This is a genomic window from Kitasatospora sp. NPDC002522, assembly GCF_053595195.1.
Genome location: NZ_JBSFXE010000020.1, coordinates 86,528 through 103,219, shown reverse-complemented (window position 1 = coordinate 103,219; position 16,692 = coordinate 86,528). Strand labels below are relative to the sequence as shown.

10 protein-coding genes and 1 pseudogene are annotated in these 16,692 nt (G+C 71.1%); 3 read left to right on the top strand and 8 right to left on the bottom strand.

All coding sequences use genetic code 11. From position 1 onward, the window contains the following. Window positions 1-213: 213 nt before the first annotated feature. The gene (locus tag ACWD4U_RS18940) at window positions 214-1,881 is read right to left on the bottom strand and encodes a recombinase family protein (RefSeq protein WP_449787234.1); all 1,668 of its coding nucleotides are present in this window, start codon (window positions 1,879-1,881) and stop codon (window positions 214-216) included. Between the two features lie 79 nt (window positions 1,882-1,960). Between ACWD4U_RS18940 and ACWD4U_RS18935 the strand changes: the two are divergent. Further along, window positions 1,961-3,211 (top strand): annotated as a pseudogene (locus ACWD4U_RS18935) (uracil-xanthine permease family protein); the annotation flags it as partial. A gap of 27 nt (window positions 3,212-3,238) precedes the next feature. On the opposite strand, the gene ACWD4U_RS18930 reads toward ACWD4U_RS18935, so the two are convergent. From ACWD4U_RS18930 to ACWD4U_RS18915, 4 genes are all read right to left on the bottom strand, one after another. Next, the gene (locus ACWD4U_RS18930) at window positions 3,239-4,756 is read right to left on the bottom strand and encodes an arabinofuranosidase catalytic domain-containing protein (RefSeq protein ID WP_449787233.1); all 1,518 of its coding nucleotides are present in this window, start codon (window positions 4,754-4,756) and stop codon (window positions 3,239-3,241) included. Window positions 4,757-4,869: 113 nt separating this feature from the next. Beyond that, a complete protein-coding gene (locus tag ACWD4U_RS18925) occupies window positions 4,870-6,567 on the bottom strand; it encodes a glycoside hydrolase family 27 protein (protein ID WP_449787232.1) in 1,698 nt (565 codons plus the stop codon). Between the two features lie 1,328 nt (window positions 6,568-7,895). Continuing rightward, a complete protein-coding gene (locus tag ACWD4U_RS18920) occupies window positions 7,896-8,570 on the bottom strand; it encodes a hypothetical protein (protein WP_363454698.1) in 675 nt (224 codons plus the stop codon). A 101-nt stretch (window positions 8,571-8,671) separates the two neighbouring features. Beyond that, a complete protein-coding gene (locus tag ACWD4U_RS18915; protein ID WP_363454700.1) occupies window positions 8,672-9,655 on the bottom strand; it encodes a LysR family transcriptional regulator in 984 nt (327 codons plus the stop codon). A gap of 218 nt (window positions 9,656-9,873) precedes the next feature. On the opposite strand from ACWD4U_RS18915, the gene snpA reads away from it, so the two are divergent. Further along, on the top strand, window positions 9,874-10,500 hold the full coding sequence (snpA, locus tag ACWD4U_RS18910) for a snapalysin (protein WP_363454702.1): 627 nt from the start codon (window positions 9,874-9,876) through the stop codon (window positions 10,498-10,500). 110 nt (window positions 10,501-10,610) lie between these two features. On the opposite strand, the gene ACWD4U_RS18905 is transcribed toward snpA, so the two are convergent. Further along, complete coding sequence (locus ACWD4U_RS18905) at window positions 10,611-12,308, bottom strand: purine-cytosine permease family protein (protein ID WP_363454704.1); 1,698 nt, start codon at window positions 12,306-12,308, stop codon at window positions 10,611-10,613. A gap of 178 nt (window positions 12,309-12,486) precedes the next feature. Next, the gene (locus tag ACWD4U_RS18900; protein WP_363454706.1) at window positions 12,487-13,566 is read right to left on the bottom strand and encodes a substrate-binding domain-containing protein; all 1,080 of its coding nucleotides are present in this window, start codon (window positions 13,564-13,566) and stop codon (window positions 12,487-12,489) included. 110 nt (window positions 13,567-13,676) lie between these two features. Between ACWD4U_RS18900 and ACWD4U_RS18895 the strand changes: the two genes are divergently transcribed. Then, on the top strand, window positions 13,677-14,126 hold the full coding sequence (locus ACWD4U_RS18895; protein WP_363454708.1) for a MarR family winged helix-turn-helix transcriptional regulator: 450 nt from the start codon (window positions 13,677-13,679) through the stop codon (window positions 14,124-14,126). A 34-nt stretch (window positions 14,127-14,160) separates the two neighbouring features. On the opposite strand, the gene ACWD4U_RS18890 is transcribed toward ACWD4U_RS18895, so the two are convergent. Beyond that, window positions 14,161-16,560 (bottom strand): SpoIIE family protein phosphatase, encoded by a 2,400-nt coding sequence (locus ACWD4U_RS18890; RefSeq protein WP_363454711.1) that lies wholly within the window; start codon window positions 16,558-16,560, stop codon window positions 14,161-14,163. Window positions 16,561-16,692: the final 132 nt, after the last annotated feature.

The window sequence follows — 16,692 nt, the reverse complement described above, 5'->3', positions numbered from 1 at the left end:
GTACCCTCACCGGTGTGGCAGCGGCCCCGGCCGGTGTGCGAGCGGGTCCTAGATCGGGTCGCGCTCATCTGCGTGGGGCGAACCGCTGCGCAAGTCCCGCGACGAGGGACGCGGCACCGTCCGCCCCACCCGCGTGGGGGTAGCCCGAAGGCCGCCAGTGCTTGCGAGAAGGACGCATGGTCAGCCCCACCCGCGTGGGGTCAGTCGGGCGATCTAGGAACCGGACTTCGGAAGTCTTCCCAGCTCGTGCGGGGGTTCCCATGTGGCGGTGATCTCGTACTTGACGTCCAGGGGCAGGCTGCGGCCCTTGCGGACGGTGATGTGGCGGACCACGTCTTTGATCATGGCGTTGCGCATCGCCGGCGTGGCGCCGTCCCAGGCCGCGAGGACAGCCTCGATCGCTGCGGCCCCCGGGTGTCGCGTCACCTTCGCCATTGCTTCCTCCAACCTCGTCAGTGCGGTGGTGAGTTCGGTGCGGCGCTTGTCGATGCGTTCCTTCTTGCGCTGCGCGGCCCGGTAGTCGATCACCCGTGCCGCCACCGCGTCGGCGATCGCGTCTTCCTCCGCAACCAGGTCGGCGAGTTCCGCCCGCACCTCCTCCTCGCGGGCCACGAGAGTGGCCCGCTCCGCGGCGACCGCGGCGTCGACCATGCCCTCGGGCGCTTCGGCCTGCTCGCGGAGCCAGGCCAGGAGGCGGGTCTCGATGTGTTCGAGGTTGCCGTACCCCGACTCGGGGCAGTTGCCGAGTTCGGCGTGGTTGCGGCATCGCCAGGTGACGTCGAACGGGTGCGGTCGGCCGTTCACTTCGGGCCGGCGTTTCTTCTTCGCCCGGAGCAGCGGCTGCATTCCGCCGTGGCAGTAGGGGCATTGCATCCGTCCGCTGACCGAGTACCGGGGGAGGTGCCGGTCGTTGATGGTGGGTCGTTTCGGCATGGTGCCGCGGCGTTCGGTGTAGCGGTCCCAGAGGTGTTCGGCGGTGGCGCGGTCGCCGGTGACGGGTTCGTGTCGGCCGGGGAGGTAGAGGCCGAACTGCTCGGGGCGTCTGGAGCGGTTGCGCCGCTTGTGCGGCACGCCGTCCTTGTCCGGGGCCACCACGTGCAGTTGCTCGGGCAGGCGGTAGCGCACCAGCCCCAGTCCGAAGCCGGAGTCGAGGATGTCGTACAGGCGGGCCGGCGTCACGGGCTTCCCGGTGACTGGGTCCACGATGCCGTCGCGGTACCACTCGTGTGTGATCGACACGGTGTTCACCCCGTCGGCGACCCGCTCGTACGCGTCCCACAGCCGCGGCCCCAGCTGTTCCTGATCGACCTTCAGGACGCCTTCCTTGCACTTGGGGCAGGTCTCCAGGGGCAGGCCCCGTTGCTTCGGCGGGCAGGTGTCGCACCGGTAGTAGCCGAAGCGTCCCTGGTTGGCGTGCGGCAGGCCCTTGCGCTGCCGGCGGGCGATGGTGTCCTTCCATGTCTCCGACAGCTGGTCGGAGAACAGTTCGGCGATGTTGAGCATCTGCCGGATCGCGAACCGGCCGATCACCGTCCGCCCGTCGAAGTCCTCCTTCGCCGCCCGGACCTCCACACCCAGCTCGGTCAGCCGCTCCAGGTTCTGCAACGACTCGAGGGTGTTGCGGCCGAACCGCGACCACACCCACAGCACCAGCACGTCGAACTCGCCGCGCTCGGCCATCGCGATGATCTCCGCGATCTGCCGGTCGCTGAACGCCCGCCCCGACTTCCCCAGATCCACCAACGGCTCCCGCACCAGCAGCATCGACTCCCGGTCCACCAGCCCCCGGCACTGGAACTCCTGCAACTCCGGACTGATCATGTCCGGCCGCGCCGTACTCACCCGGATATAGACCAACGCACGACGAAGAAGCCCACGCACACCCACCACCACAGCAGCCTCCCCAAGGCAGCACCCGATCAGGCCAGGTCAGAGGTGGTCACATCATGCGTTCATCGCAACAACCTTCGTCGCGCCGGTGTTGATGGGGCTGGACCCGAACCTGGCGGTGATGGTCTCGGGTGTGGCGACGATCTTCTTCCTGCTGGTGACGAGTGGTCGGATTCCGTCGTACCTGGGCTCCAGCCTGTCGTTCGTCGGGGTGGCGGCGGTCATCAAGACGCAGGGTGGGGACGCCTCGACGCTGACGGGTGCGCTGCTGGTGGTCGGTGCGGTGCTGGCGGCGTGCGGGGCGGTGGTGCAGGGGTTCGGCTCGCGGGTGATCCACGCGGTGCTGCCGCCGGTGGTGACGGGTGCGGTGGTGCTCCTGATCGGGTTCAACCTGGCGCCGGTCGCGGCGGGGACGTACTGGCCGCAGGACCAGTGGACGGCGTTGCTGACGATGGCGTTCACGGCGCTGGCGCTGGTGGTGCTGCGGGGGTTCTGGTCGCGGATCGCGATCTTCCTGGGGCTGGTCTTCGGGTACGTGGTGTCCTGGCTGTTCGACCGGATCTTCGGCCGGATCCACTCCCCGGCGGGTGGCGGCGCGGCCGTGGACCACTGGCGGCTGGACCTGTCGGGCGTCGGCAGCGCGGACTGGATCGGCCTGCCGTCGCTGCACGCGCCGAGCTTCTCCGCGTCCGCGATCCTGGTGGCGCTGCCGGTGGTGGTGGCGCTGATCGCGGAGAACGCGGGGCACGTGAAGGCGGTGTCCGAGATGACGGGTGATCCGCTGGACGACCGGATGGGCACCGCGATCATGGCGGACGGCGCGGCCACGGTGATGTCCACCGCGGTCGGCGGCCCGGCCACCACCACGTACGCGGAGAACATCGGCGTGATGGCCGCGACCCGGGTGTACTCGACCGCCGCCTACTGGTGCGCGGCGGGCTTCGCGATCCTGTTCGGGCTGTGCCCGAAGTTCGGGGCGGTGGTCGCGGCGATCCCGGGCGGGGTGCTGGGCGGGATCACCGTGGTCCTGTACGGCATGATCGGCCTGCTAGGCGCGCAGATCTGGATCCACAACCGGGTCGACCTCACCAACCCGCTCCACCTGGTCCCGGTCGCCGCGGGCGTCATCATCGGCATCGGCAACGTCACCCTGAAGTTCACCGACACCTTCGAACTCAGCGGCATCGCCCTCGGCACCCTGATCACGCTCCTCGGCTACCACGGCCTACGCGCCCTCGCCCCCGCCCACCTCAAGCAGCCCGTCCCGCTCCTGGACGCCGGGACGACCGAGTACGACGACGCCGAGGGTGGTGGCCGGTGAGCGGGTCGGCGCGGGTGATCCTGGACGTCATCCGAGCTTCCACTGCTGGTTGCTCTGCCCGTTGCAGGCCCACAACTGGACCGGGGCGCCGTTCGCCGTCGATGCTCCGCTGACGTCCAGACAGAGTCCGGACTGGACGCCGGTGATGGTGCCGTCGGCATTGCGGGTCCACTGCTGGTTGGACTGTCCGTTGCAGGGCCAGGTGATCGCCTTCGTGCCGTTGGCGGTGCCCTTGCCGCTGGCGTCAAGGCACAGCTGGCTGCTGCCGGAGTACACCGTCAGCTGGCCCGAGGAGGTGGCGGTCCAGGTCTGGTTCGCGGCTCCGGAGCAGGAGTAGATCTGGGCCTGGGTGCCGCTGGTGGTACTGGAGTTGGGGATGTCCAGGCACTTCGCGGCGCCGACGGCGTGCAGCGGACCGGTGCTGGAACCGCCGCCGGTGCCGGCGCTGTAGCCGGCGGTCGCGATGTTGGCCTGGACGGCGTTGTCGGTGGCGTCGGACGGGTAGCCGCTGACGACGGCGCCCTCGTAGAAGGTGCCGAGGCTCTGGTTGGTGTTGCCGGCGCAGCAGTCGCCGCCGCTGCCCAGGATGATCGCGCCCTGCTGCTTCATCGGGCTGTAGCCGGGCGGGAGCGCGCCGTTCCAGAGCGTCGTGAGCCCGCCGGACTGGGCGTCACCGCCCTTGAGCGCGAACTGCGAGACGCCGTTGTTCTTCAGCATCGCGGTGACGTAGCGGCTGGAGAAGGCCCGCTGGTTCTGGTTCCACGACTGGCTGCCGCCGGAGTACAGGCCGTACTCGAGGTCGGCCTGCACCCACGGACCGGTGCCCGAGCAGCCGCCGAACCAGCAACTGGTTCCGAAGTAGATGGCGTTCATGGCGCCCGCACCGTCGGCCTTGCGGTCCGTCTCGCTGTTCCCGTAGTCGAAGCAGCAGCCGCCGTTGACGTGCGTTCCGCTGGTCACCATGTACGCGCCCTGGGGAGCACTGCCGAGCGGCATCCCGGAGGAGGACCCGTCGTGCCAGTAGCTGTTCCCGGGGTTGATGTAGAGCGAGTACGCCTTGGCGCCGCCGAGCGTCAGGGCCTCGCTGGTCGCGCTGGCCGGGGTGTCACTGCCTCCGGCGCCCCCGGGACCCTGGTAGGCGAGGTCGTTGCCGTGGCCGGACTGGTCGAAGATCACCGTGACCACGCACGAGGTGCCAGCGCAGAAGGCGTCCTGGGTGGCCGCGTTGGCGACGCCCCCGGCACTGACGACGCCGACGTTCTGCGTCCTGCTGTCCGAGCTCCGCCGGACCTGGTAGAGCGCGCCGCCGTACGCCGAGTAGAGCGCACGGGTCGTGGAGTGCGCGGCCACGCACGGAGTTCCGCCCGCCGCGTAGATGTCGCACGGGCCGGCGGTGGCGGCCCTCGCACTGCCGACGAAGGACCCCGCACCGGTGAGACCGGCGACGACCAGCAGGATCGTGGCGGCCACCCGGGTCAGCGTGCCGAGCCGGCGGTGAAGCGAAGCGATCCTCGGTCGTCGTCCCGGGCCTTGACTGTCGCGCATCTGAGCTCCCTGCATCTCGTGGGGTGAACGGGTGTGATGGACGGTGCACCTGCCGTGCTGCCTCACGAGGTCGGGATCTCGGCGGCAGCACGGCAGTTGCACCCGGTGACCGCTCAGACGGCCCACTGCTGGTTGGTCTGACCGTTGCAGGTCCACAGGTCGATCAGGGCGCCGTTGGCGGTGGACTTGGCGGTGACGTCGAGGCAGAGCCCGGACAGGGCGCTGGTGATGGTGCCGTCGGCGTTCACCTTCCACTGCTGGTTCGCCTGGCCGTTGCAGGTCCAGATCTCGACCTTGGTGCCGGGCGAGGTCTGGTTGTTGTACGCGTCCAGGCACAGCTGGGTGCCGCCCGAGGTGACGGTCAGCTGGCCGGAGGAGGTGCGGGTCCAGGTCTGGTTCGGCTGGCCGTTGCAGTCCCAGATCTGCAGCTGGGTGCCCGGGGTGGTGGTCGAGTTCGGCACGTCCAGGCACTTGTTCGCACCGACCGCGCGCACCGGGCCGGTCTGGTTCGTCCCGCCGCTGGTGCCGCCCGCGACGCGGAACATGGTGGTGCCGTGCGCCGGGACCGAGGCGCTGATGGTGCCGGTGGTGGTCGAAGTCGCGCCGGTCCACAGGTCGGTGAGGTTGTAGCCGGACGCTCCGGTCTTCCCGATCGCGGCGGCGGAGGTGCTGATGGTCGCGGTCGATCCGGTCTCGTTGAACAGGGCCACCGAGACGTCACCGTTCGCCAGCGGCCTGGCCAGCACGTCGAGACCGCCGGCGGAGGACACCAGGGTGCCCTGCTTGCCGAGCGAGTCCTGGTTCACCGCGATCACCCGGGTGTTGGTGAGCGTGGCCAGGGTGGCCGGGCTCGCCGAGGCGACGTTGGTGCCGACGATCAGCGGAGCCGCCATCTCCGCCCACAGGCTGAACTCCGAGCGGGCCTCGACGTCGGTGAGCGGGCTGTTGCCGACCTCGAGCATGTCCGGGTCGTTCCAGTGGCCGGGCCCGGCGTAGGCGGCCAGGTTCACGTTGCTGTGGAAGATCGACAGCATGCTGCCGTAGCTGGAGTTGATGTCGCCGGTGGTGCGCCAGCTGTTGCCGACGCCGGCGCCCCAGGTCCACACGTTGTCCTCGCCCCAGTTGCACAGGCTGAACAGGATGGGCCGGCCGGCCGCGGCCAGCGCGTCACGCATCGTGGTGTAGCGGGTCTGCGCGGGCGCCTTGCTGCCGTTGGGGCAGGAGTTCAGCCAACAGCCGGGCCCCGCATAGCAGTTGTCGTACTTCAGGTAGTCCACGCCCCAGCCGGCGAAGGTCTGCGCGTCCGTGGTCTCGTGGCCCAGGCTGCCCGGGAAGCCGGCGCAGGTCTGCAGTCCGGCGTCCTCGTAGATGCCCAGCTTCAACCCCAGCGAGTGGACGTAGTCGGCGGTGCCCTTGATCCCGTCCGGGAACTTGGTCGGGTCGGGCACCAGGCGCCCGTCGGAGCCCCGACTGTGGGTCATCCAGCAGTCGTCGATGTTGACGTACTCGTACCCGGCGCTCTGCATGCCGTTGTTGTGCATGGCCAGCGCCGTGCTCTTGATCAGCGCCTCGGAGACGTTGCAGCCGTAGGCGTTCCAGTCGTTGAAACCCATCGGCGGCGTGACCGCCAACCCGTTGCCCAGGGCCGCCGCAGAAGGGGCCGCGCCCGCGGCCGCAGCCGGCTGGGCCGCGCCCAGGGAAAGCAGCGGAATCGCCAAGGACAGGAGTAACGCCGAGAGTACGCAGGCAAGCGTCCTCCGCAGCCGGGTGCGCGCCGAGGGCGGGGTGACGCGCAGGTTCGCGTGGAGCATGTGGTCGCCTCCTGAGGGGAGTGGTGGGGGAGGTGTCTGTTTCTCGCGGTTCGGCATTCGCGGGCGCATGGTTGTGAGCATGACAAACGCGTCTCGGTGGAGGGCCTCACGGTTGCGGGCGGGGATCTCGGGGAGGCTCGACTGGGCATCGAGGTCGCCGCGCGAAGAAATGGCGGACTGTGCGCCGGTATTTCCGGTGCGGCTTTTCCTGGAATATCGGGACGGCGAATCCAACCGGGATCTCCGGTTCGGCTTCGTGAGTGCCGGAATGAGCGGAAGAAGCCGGCAAGCCGGCGCGACTCCTCGCTCGCCGTCCGGCCGCGCAGTGCGCCGAGTGGTCGCACGAGGCCTGCCGGTGGCCGGTCGTGGCGCTCAGGTCCGCATGCCGGCCTCCCGATCGGCGGTGGATTCGACGGCTGACTGTTAGCGCTAACAATCAATCGCAAAAAAGATCACCGAGGTGAATGTCCCCGGTGTGGGCCAATGGGAGCTTCCAATACCCCGCGCGCAGTGTCAACCCTTCTTGCAACAATGCGCGCCTCCCGGTGGCCGGTCCCCGAGTTGTGGCACCGCGATCGCCCGGCTCCGCTGCTTCCGCGCACGGGATACCCCCCTCCCCGTGGGGTGGCGTGGCGAGGGGCCGGGGGTGTGGGGGCTGTGCGAGGTGGTCGGGCATGGCCGGGTCCGGGCAGGCCGCAGGGCGGCGCACCAGGTCGAGGGACGGACCAGGGCGGATGATCTCGGTTCTGTCACTGAGGTCCCGGAGCTGTCGCGGGGAGTCGTCCCGTCCCGGCGTGGCACGGGAGTCGGGCGTGCGTGGTGGACGGAGACGGTTCGGCGGGCGCCGGTCCGATCGTCGAGCGCGCGAATCGTGCACGCCGCCGGTATGCCGGTGAAAGTTTCACCACCGTGGAATCGGTGCCGGACTCCGACATGTAGGGCGGGGGTCCGGACCGCGTGCGGTCCGAAGGCCGGGGTGGGACGGCGGTGGGCGTCGGTATTCCTCGGCCAGGGAATTCGCGGTGCCCTTGCGGGCGGACCGGCTCCGTCCAACCCAACAGGTGCCCGCAATGGGGCGGATACCGAGCAGCCCGAACTCGTCGAAGGTGAACGTCCGTCAGGGAAGCGGTCCAGGACGTACGAGATTCGGTCGAGCCTGGTCGCACGATCCGCTGCGACTGCTGCTGCTTCACGCTCCGCCGGCCACCGGACCTTGACCGGCCCCGCCACCACCCCACCCAGCACCGGCTGAATGTCGCCGACAGCCAGACCGGTAGCGGTCTCCCGAGCGCCGCCCCGGTCAACCTGTCCGGTCGGAGAGCACCGGGTCACAGCCCGGGGTAGTAGCCCAGCTGATAGGTCGACAGGTCGGAGATCGCCAGCTCGCCGGCACCCTGGCAGATCGGACAGACGCGTCGCGCGAAGCACACGCGGCAGCGCTCGCGCCTGCGTGGTTCGCCCGGCACCCAGCCGCGCCCACCGCAGTGGTCGCAGGCGCCGAGACCGTCGCACTCGTAGCGGAGGACAAAGCCGGGCGTGACGGTCTCCGGCGTCCGGACCGGTTCCGGCCGCCGGGCCTGCTCCGGTTCGCGCAGGGCCACGGCGGGGGTCCGCCCGCTGTGGAGCACGCCCGGGCCGCCGTCGCCCGAGCGGATCTCGATCCGGATGCCGTCGGGGTGGAGGGCGGTGAGTACGTACCTGCGCGACGGCCCGTTGCCCTCCTCCTGCGGACCGGTGGCCTCCCAGCCCGCCGCGCCGAGCAGTTGGGCCGCCCGGGAGACGGCGTCGGCGGCACGGACCCCGTCGGGGCGTTCGCCGTGGAACACGACCGAGTAGGCGTGAGCCGACGGCTCGTGCCCCTCGACGGCCTCCGGCGCACCGAGCGGGAGACGCCCGGAGTCGGTGGCACCCGGGGTCAGTTCCTCCATCAGCGCGACGAGCTGCGCCCGCAGGACCTGCCCGAACCGCTCCAACTCCGCACGCGCACCCGGAACCTCTCCCATGGGACGCCTCCTTCCCCGGCCCGACCGGGCGAATCCCGTGCGAGCGGGAACGAACCTCAGGTCAACGGACCTCAGGTCGGCGGACCTCATGTCAACGGACCTCAGGTCGGCGGCCCCGCCGGTGCGAGGAGGGTGTGCAGGGAGCGGTTGTGGCGGTGCAGCCAGGCCCGGTAGGCGGGGTTGACGCTGGCCAGGTCGAGGTAGGCGTGGCAGAGGTCGACCCAGAGGCCGTCGAGTGCCGGGCCGCCGACGGTGTCGGGGCGCCAGGTGAGCAGCAGCCGGACGGCGAGCGGGTCGCCGTGGACGGGGCGAAGGATGGTGCCGGGGCCGGGCGGTGAGGTGGGCTGGCAGGGGCGGACGGCTTCGCCGGAGGCGACGAGCTCGGCGGCGGTGGCGTTGTCCCTGACCTGGACGACGCGTGGGTCGAGTCCGGCCTCGGCGAAGACGCGGCGCAGTGCGGCGTACTCGTGGTCGGCGGTCGGGTCGACCATCCAGGTGTCGTGGGCGAGGTCGGCGAGGCTGACGACCGGCCGGGCGGCGGCGGGGTGGGTCTCGGCGAGGGCGACGAACTGGGGTTCGCGGGCGACCAGCACCCGCTGCTCGGCGCCGGCCGGCACGTGCAGCGGAAAGCCCTCGCTCTCGTGGACGAAGGCGATGTCGAGCTGTTCGGCGGCGACCAGTTGCAGCAGGGCGATCGCCGAGATGTCGATGTGGATGGTGGTGTCGGTCTCCGGGAGCCGATCGTGGATGCGGCGCAGCCAGGCGGCGACCGCGCGGCTGCCGACGCTGCCGATGCGCAGCCGGCGGCGGCCGGGTCCGGCGGCCTCGGCGCGGGCGGCGACGACGAGGGCGTCCATCTCGGTGATCACGGGTCGGGCGCGGGAGAGCACCGAGTGGCCGAGGGCGGTGGGGCGACTGCCGGTCTGTTCGCGGGTGAACAGCCGCCCGCCGATGGTCCGTTCGATGCGGTGAAGTTGGGTGGTCAGCGAGGGCTGGGTCATGCCGAGTCGACGGGCGGCCTTCCGGACGCTGCCGGTATCCGCGATCGCGCACAGCACCCGCAGGTGTCGGACGTCGAGCTCCATCACGGGAGCATAGCCAGGCGCCCACAATCTGCCAAGAGCATGTCAAATCCAGCCCACGGGCCGTCAAATCGCGGGCTGCGCACGGGTATTGACCCGAGCTATCGCCGGTTGCCATCTCCGCGCCCCGCCCGCCCTGCCCCAAGCTCGGTGCAACACCTCGTCACCGCGTCCCGGACGGCCTCCCCACGGCCCCGGGACCCGCGAAATGGAGTCCCCACATGAACCGCTCCATGACCGTGCTCGCCGCTGCCCTCGGACTGGTCCTCGCCGTCGGTACCGCCGCCGTGCCCGCCACCGCAGCCACCACCCAGGGCTACACCCCGTCCGCGGGCATCACCGCCAACTCCTCCGAGGACGCCAACAACAAGGCGTTCTACGAGGCCGTGATGAAGTCGGCCCGCGCCAAGCAGGCCGCCAGCCCCTACCTGGCGAGCGTCACCGTCACCTATGACGCCAGCCAGGCCCCGACCTTCCGCACCGTCATCTCCCAGAGCGCGCAGATCTGGAACTCCTCGGTCACCAAGGTCCAGCTCCGCTCCGGCACCAACGCCGACTTCCGCTACTACGAGGGCAACGACTCCCGCGGCTCCTACGCCTCCACCGACGGCCACGGCAGCGGCTACATCTTCCTCGACTACGCGCAGAACCGGCAGTACAGCTCGCTGCGCGTCACCGCCCACGAGACCGGCCACGTGCTCGGCCTGCCCGACCACTACTCCGGCCCGTGCAGCGAGCTGATGTCCGGCGGCGGCCCCGGCACCTCGTGCACCAACCCGTACCCGAACACCAACGAGCGGAACCGGGTCAACAACCTCTGGGTGAACGGCCTCGCCCTCGTAGGCTGACCCCGCCCGTCCGGGACGCGGGCCCCGATCCGGGCCGACGTCCGACCACCGCACCGCAGGACCCCCGCCGCGCATCACAGCGACGGGGGTCGGCGGCCGTTCAGGTGCGGTCAGGCGGTGGAGCGGACGGCGGGCATCGCGAGGTCGACCGGGCCGCTGCCGGATCCGCTCTTCTTGCAGGCGTCGTGGCAGTCCTTCTCCAGGCTGCAGCACAGGGAGCAGATGGCGCCCTGGTGGAAGGGGCAGCCGGCGATGTCCGGGCGTTCGAAGGCCTCGGCGCAGACGGTGCAGGTCAGGGTCGCGGCGGAGAGCAGGCCGTCCTCGGTGAAGAGTGGCTCGTCCTGGTCGTCGGTGCGGGCGATGTAGTACCGGCCCTTGGTGAGCACCGCGAGGAGGGGGGAGAGCACCATCGCGAGGAGCAGGGCGATGAACGGGGAGTACGCGGTGCCGTAGCTGCCGAAGGCGCCGAAGTAGGCGGCGATGGAGACCGCCGACGCGATCAGCATCGAGCCGAAGCCGACCGGGTTGAAGTTGTGCAGGTGGGCGCGCTTGAACTCGATGTAGGACGGGCTGAGCTTCAGCGGCTTGTTGATGACCAGGTCGGCGACGACGGCGCCGATCCAGGCTATCGCGACGTTGGAGTAGAAGCCGAGCACGGTGTTGAGGAAGCCGAAGACGCCGCCCTCCATCAGCGCCAGGGCGATGCCGACGTTGAGGAAGATGTAGACCACCCGGCCCGGGTGACGGTGGGTCAGGCGGGAGAAGAAGTTGGACCAGGAGAGCGAGCCGGAGTAGGCGTTGGTCGAGTTGATCTTGATCTGGGAGAGGATCACGAAGAAGGTGGCCAGGCCCAGTGCGATCGGCGCGGCGAAGGTCCTGAAGCCGGCGAGGTACTGCTGAATGGGCTGGTCGGCCTTGCCCAGGCCCACGCTGCCGGCGATGTAGAAGGCGAGGAAGGCGCCGCCGATCTGCTTGGCCGCGCCGAGGACGACCCAGCCCGGTCCCGCGCTGATCACGGCGCCCCACCACTTCCTGGCGTTCTGCGGGGTCTTGTCGGGCATGAACCGCAGGTAGTCGACCTGCTCGCCGATCTGCGCGATCAGGGACAGGGCGACGCCGGCTCCGGCGCCGATCCCGATCATGCTGATCCGGGACCCGGTGGGCGAGTTGCCCGCGAAGTGGGTGAACGCGGAGAACTTGCCGGGGTCCTGGACGGCGATGGAGACGAAGGGGGCGACCATGAGGACCAGCCAGATGGGCTGGGTCCAGACCTGCATCTTCGACAGCGCGGTCATGCCGTAGACGACCAGCGGGAGGATGATCAGCGAGGCGATCAGGTAGGCGACCGCCAGCGGGATCCCCAGGCCGAGCTGGAGCGCCTGGGCCATGATCGACCCCTCGAGCGCGAAGAAGATGAAGGTGAAGCTGGCGTAGATCACCGAGGTCAGGGTCGAGCCCAGGTAGCCGAATCCGGCTCCCCGGGTCAGCAGGTCCATGTCGATGGAGTACTTCGCCGAGTAGTACGAGATCGGGATGCCGGTCAGGAAGATGACCACCGCGGCGGCCAGGATCGCCACCATCGCGCTGCCGAAGCCGTTGGAGATGGCGATGGAGCCGCCGATGGCGAAGTCCGCCAGGTAGGCGATGCCGCCCAGGGCGGTGGTCGCCACCACGTACGGGGTCCAGCGCCGGAACGACTTGGGCGCGTAGCGCAGCGAGTAGTCCTCCAGCGTGCTGTTCTGCGTCCAGTCGTTGTAGCGCCTGCCGGAGCTTGTGCTCGGCTTCAGCTCGTCGATGGTTTCCGTCACGACTCGTCACTCCTCCGCGGGGCGAGGCCAGGGCCGGGCGCGTGGGCCCGGCCGACGACGGAAGAGTTGCGGCAGGTCGTTTCCGGTGAGTTTCCCCGGCATTTAATTCCAGGCTCAAAACTTCCCGTGGAAAATATTCCCAGCTCACGATACTGTCGGCCGCGTGCGCGGAGGACGGTCAGAGCTGGGCGACGACGTGGAAGTCGAAGACGTCGGCCCGCGCGAGGTAGAAGCGCTGGTCGAGATGGTTGCCGCGGAGCCGCAGCGCACCTCGCGGGCCCTCGTACGCGACCGCGCCGCCGGCGGCCCGGATCGCGCCCACGTCCAGCGACCGCGCCCGCTCCGCCAACGCGGCCAGCAGCCGCAGGCCCTCGAAGCAGGACTCGCCCAGGCTGCCGACCACGGGCGCCTCCGTCCCGAAGCGGTCGACGTAGCGGCGTCCGAAGTCCAGGCTCTCGGCGGTCGCCAGGGTCTCGAAGAAGCCGGACGCCGCCCAGAGCCCGCCGGTGGCCTCGGCCCCGGCGGCCAGCAGGATGTTCTCGTCCATGTGGGTGCTCAGCCGCTGGCAGCGCTGGTCCAGGCCGCGCGCGGCGAAGGCCCGGTTGAAGCGCACCGCGTCCTCGCCGACCAGCAGCATCAGCACCGCGTCGGCCTCGCAGCGCTCCACCCGCCGCAGCGCCGGCCCGAAGTCCTCCGCGCCGAGCCGCACGAACACCTCGCCGACGACCCGCCCGCCACAGGCGCGGGCGTACCCGCGCGCGGCCCGGGCCGTGACCTGCGGCCAGACGTAGTCGTTGCCCACCGTGCACCAGCGCCGCACCCCGGTGGCCTCGGCCAGCAGCCGCATCGCCGGGAGGAGTTGCGCGGCGTCCGACTCGCCCGTCAGGAAGATGCCCGGGGTGTGCTCGCCGCCCTCGTGCTGCGCGGTGTAGACGTACGGCACCCGGCCGACGATCCGCGGTGCCAGCGCCTGGCGTACGGCGGAGGTGTGCCAGCCCACCACGGCCTGCACGGCTCCCAGCGAGACCAGTGCCTCGACCTCGGCCGCCACCCGCTCCGGCGACGCCCCGCCGTCGACCACCACCAGCCGCACCTCGCGGTCCAGGATGCCGCCGGCCGCGTTGATCTCGGCGGCGGCCAGGCGCGCGGCCAGTTCGCAGGACGGGCCGAAGATCCCCGCCGACCCCTGCAGCGGCACGACGAGGGCGACCGCCAGCACGTCACGGTGACCACCGTCGCCGGGCAGCCCCAGATGCACCGGACCACCTTCCTGAAGGGCGCAGCCGCGATGAAACGGATCCCGCCCCGGCACCCTGACCGAGGCTCGCAATCCCGCCGCACACTAGACCGACCGTGAGGAACCCGGCAATGCCTTCCGAACCGCCGCAGGACCTGGCCCACCTGCTCAGCCGCGCCGAACACCGGATGGCCCGGCGGCTGGCCGCGCTACTGGCCGAGGAAGGATGCACCGTCGAGCAGTGGCGCGTCCTGGCGCTGGTCGCCGACGGGCAGGGGCATCCGATGACCGAGATCGCCGAGCACGTCCTGATGCCGCCGCCGAGCCTCACCAAGCTGGTCGACCGCATGGTGGCCGACAATCTCGTCCACCGCCGCCCCGACCCCACCGACCGCCGCCGCGTGCTGCTCCACCTCACCGCCCGCGGTCGCATCACCCACCAGCGCGCCGCTCATCGCGTCCACGAGGACCAGGCCCGCCTCCTGGCCGCGATCGACGACCACGGCGAGCTGGCCCGAGCCCTCACCCGCCTCACCGCCGCCAGCGGCGGCCGGCTGGCCCGGGCGGAGCCGGCCGGCTGACACCGGCCGTTCGACGGCCGACCGACCCGGCTCCTCAGGCGGTCCAGGTCGGCGGGGGAGTGTCGGAGAGCGGCATCTCGGCCCAGATGGTCTTGCCGGTGTGGCTGTGCCGGGTGCCCCAGCGGTACGCCAGCTGGGCGACGAGCATCAGGCCGCGGCCGCCCTCCTCCCAGTCGCGGGCGCGGCGCAGGTGCGGGGCGGTGCTGCTGGCGTCCGAGACCTCGCAGATCAGGACCTGGTCGCGGATCAGGCGCAGGGTGATGGGCGGGGCCGCGTAGCGGATCGCGTTGGTCACCAGCTCGCTGACGATCAGCTCCGCCGGGTAGATCTGCTCGCTCGCTCCCCACTCGGAGAGCCGCTGCGAGACCGCCTTGCGGGCGGCCGCGACCGCGGACCGGTCGGGCGGGACCTCCCAGGTGACGACGTGGTCGTCGTCCAGACCGCGGGTACGCGCGATGACCAGGGCGACGTCGTCGCGGGGCCGCCCCACCACCAGGTCGTCGAGGACCGCGTCACAGGCGTCCTCCAGCGAGGGTCCGGTGCGGGCGAGCACCTGGCACAGCCGCTGGTACCCCTCGTCGACGTCGCGCTCGCGGTCGTCGATCAGGCCGTTGGAGAACAGCGCCAGCAGGCTGCCCTCCGCCAGTTCCACCGTGGTCGACTCGAACGGCAGCCCGCCGACGCCGAGCGGCGCGCCGATCGGCGTCCGGGCCGCGGCCGGGACGCCCTCGGGCGGCATGATCACCGGCGGCGGATGTCCGGCGCTGGCCATCGTGCACGTCCGGGACACCGGATCGTAGATGGCGTAGCAGCAGGTGGCCCCGATCTCGCCGACCTCCCCCGACGCCCCGGCCTCCGAGGACAGCCGCACCACGAGGTCGTCCAGGCTGGTCAGCAGCTCGTCCGGCGGCAGGTCCACGTCGGAGAGCGTGCGCACGGCGGTGCGCAGCCGGCCCATGGTCGCGGTGGCGCGGATGCCGTGGCCCACGACGTCGCCGACGACCAGGGCGATGCGGGCGCCGGAGAGCGGGATCAGGTCGAACCAGTCACCGCCGATCCCGGAGCGGGTGGAGGCGGGGATGTACCGGGAGGCCGCCTCCATCGCCGCCCGCTCCGGCATGTGCTGCGGCAGCAGGCTGTGCTGCAGGGACAGCGCGGTCTCGCGCTCACGGGTGTACCTGCGGGCGTTGTCGATCGCGACGGCGGCCCTGGCGGCCAGTTCCTCGGCCAGCAGGAGGTCGTCCCGCCCGAACCGTTCCATCCGGTCGGGGCGGCTGCGGCGGTAGAACACGGCGACGCCGAGCGTCACCCCGCGGGCGCGGAGCGGGACCGCCATCATCGAGTGGTAGCCCTGGTCCCGGATGATCGCGGCGCGGCGGCTGTCCACCGCCATCCAGTGGACGAATTCGGCGTCCTCGGCATTGCTGAGCACCCCGGCGCCCGTCGCGAGCGCGCGGGCCGGCGGTGAGAACTCGGGATAGCTGTCGGTGGTGCCGATCGCCAGCACGGTCGGCAGCCGCGTGCCCGGGGCGAAGCGGTGCGCGATGCGCCGGAGCATCACATCGCCGAAGAGCTCGCCCTCGACCGGTTCGACGTCGGCTTCCAGTGCGGTGAGCAGGTCGACGCTGGCGAAGTCCGCGAACTCGGGGACCGCCACCTCCAGCAGCTCGCGCGCGGTCCGGCTGAGGTCCAGCGTGCTGCCGATCCGGCCGGCGGCGTCGTTGAGCAGCACCAGACGCTTGCGCGCCCAGAACTGCTCGGTCATGTCGTGGGCGACGAGGGCGACGCCGTGCACCGTGCCGTCGGGGTCCTTCAGGGGGGCGAAGTCGACCGACCAGGCATGGATCCGCCGCTCGCCCCCGGTGCGCTGGTAACTCTCCAGGTGCACCGGCTCGCCGCCCTCCAGCGCGCGGCGCATGCCGTCGGCGAGGTCGGCCGCCTGCGGCTGGCTGGTGATGTCGCAGATGCCCAGGCCGCGCACCGCGTCGTCCGGCAGGCCGACGACGGGAACCATGGCCTGGTTGGAGCGGCGGTAGCGGAGCTGCGCGTCGTACAGCGAGACCGCGCAGCGTGGCAGCTGCTCGAACGCCCACCGCGCGAGGTCCTCGTCCTCGGGCCGGGGCTGCGACCCCGTCGGCGCGCACACGACGCGCCAACTGCCCGACGGGTCGTCCGGTGCTTCGCCGCGCGGTACGCCGCGGTGCGCGATCACCGTCACCTCCACGCGCCGCCCGTCGCGGTGCCGGAGGGTGAGCGGGCCGCTCCACCGTTCCGGTCTCCCGGCCAGTGCGCGGCGTACCTCGTCGGGGGCAACGGGTTCGGCCAGCAGGTCCGCCGCGGGCCGGCCCACGACCTCGGCGGTGGGATGGCCCAGCAGTCGCTCGGCGTCGGCGTTCCAGCGCGTCACGTACCCGCGAACATCGACGATCGCCATCGCCGTGCCCGGCTCGCTACCGCCCCGCGGGGTCGGCCGGCCCTCTGGAGGGCGCCCATCCTGTTTCGTCACGGCACGATCACTCACAGAACCCCCGGGAAACACCACCGTAGCCCGGCCCGGAGAGCAGCA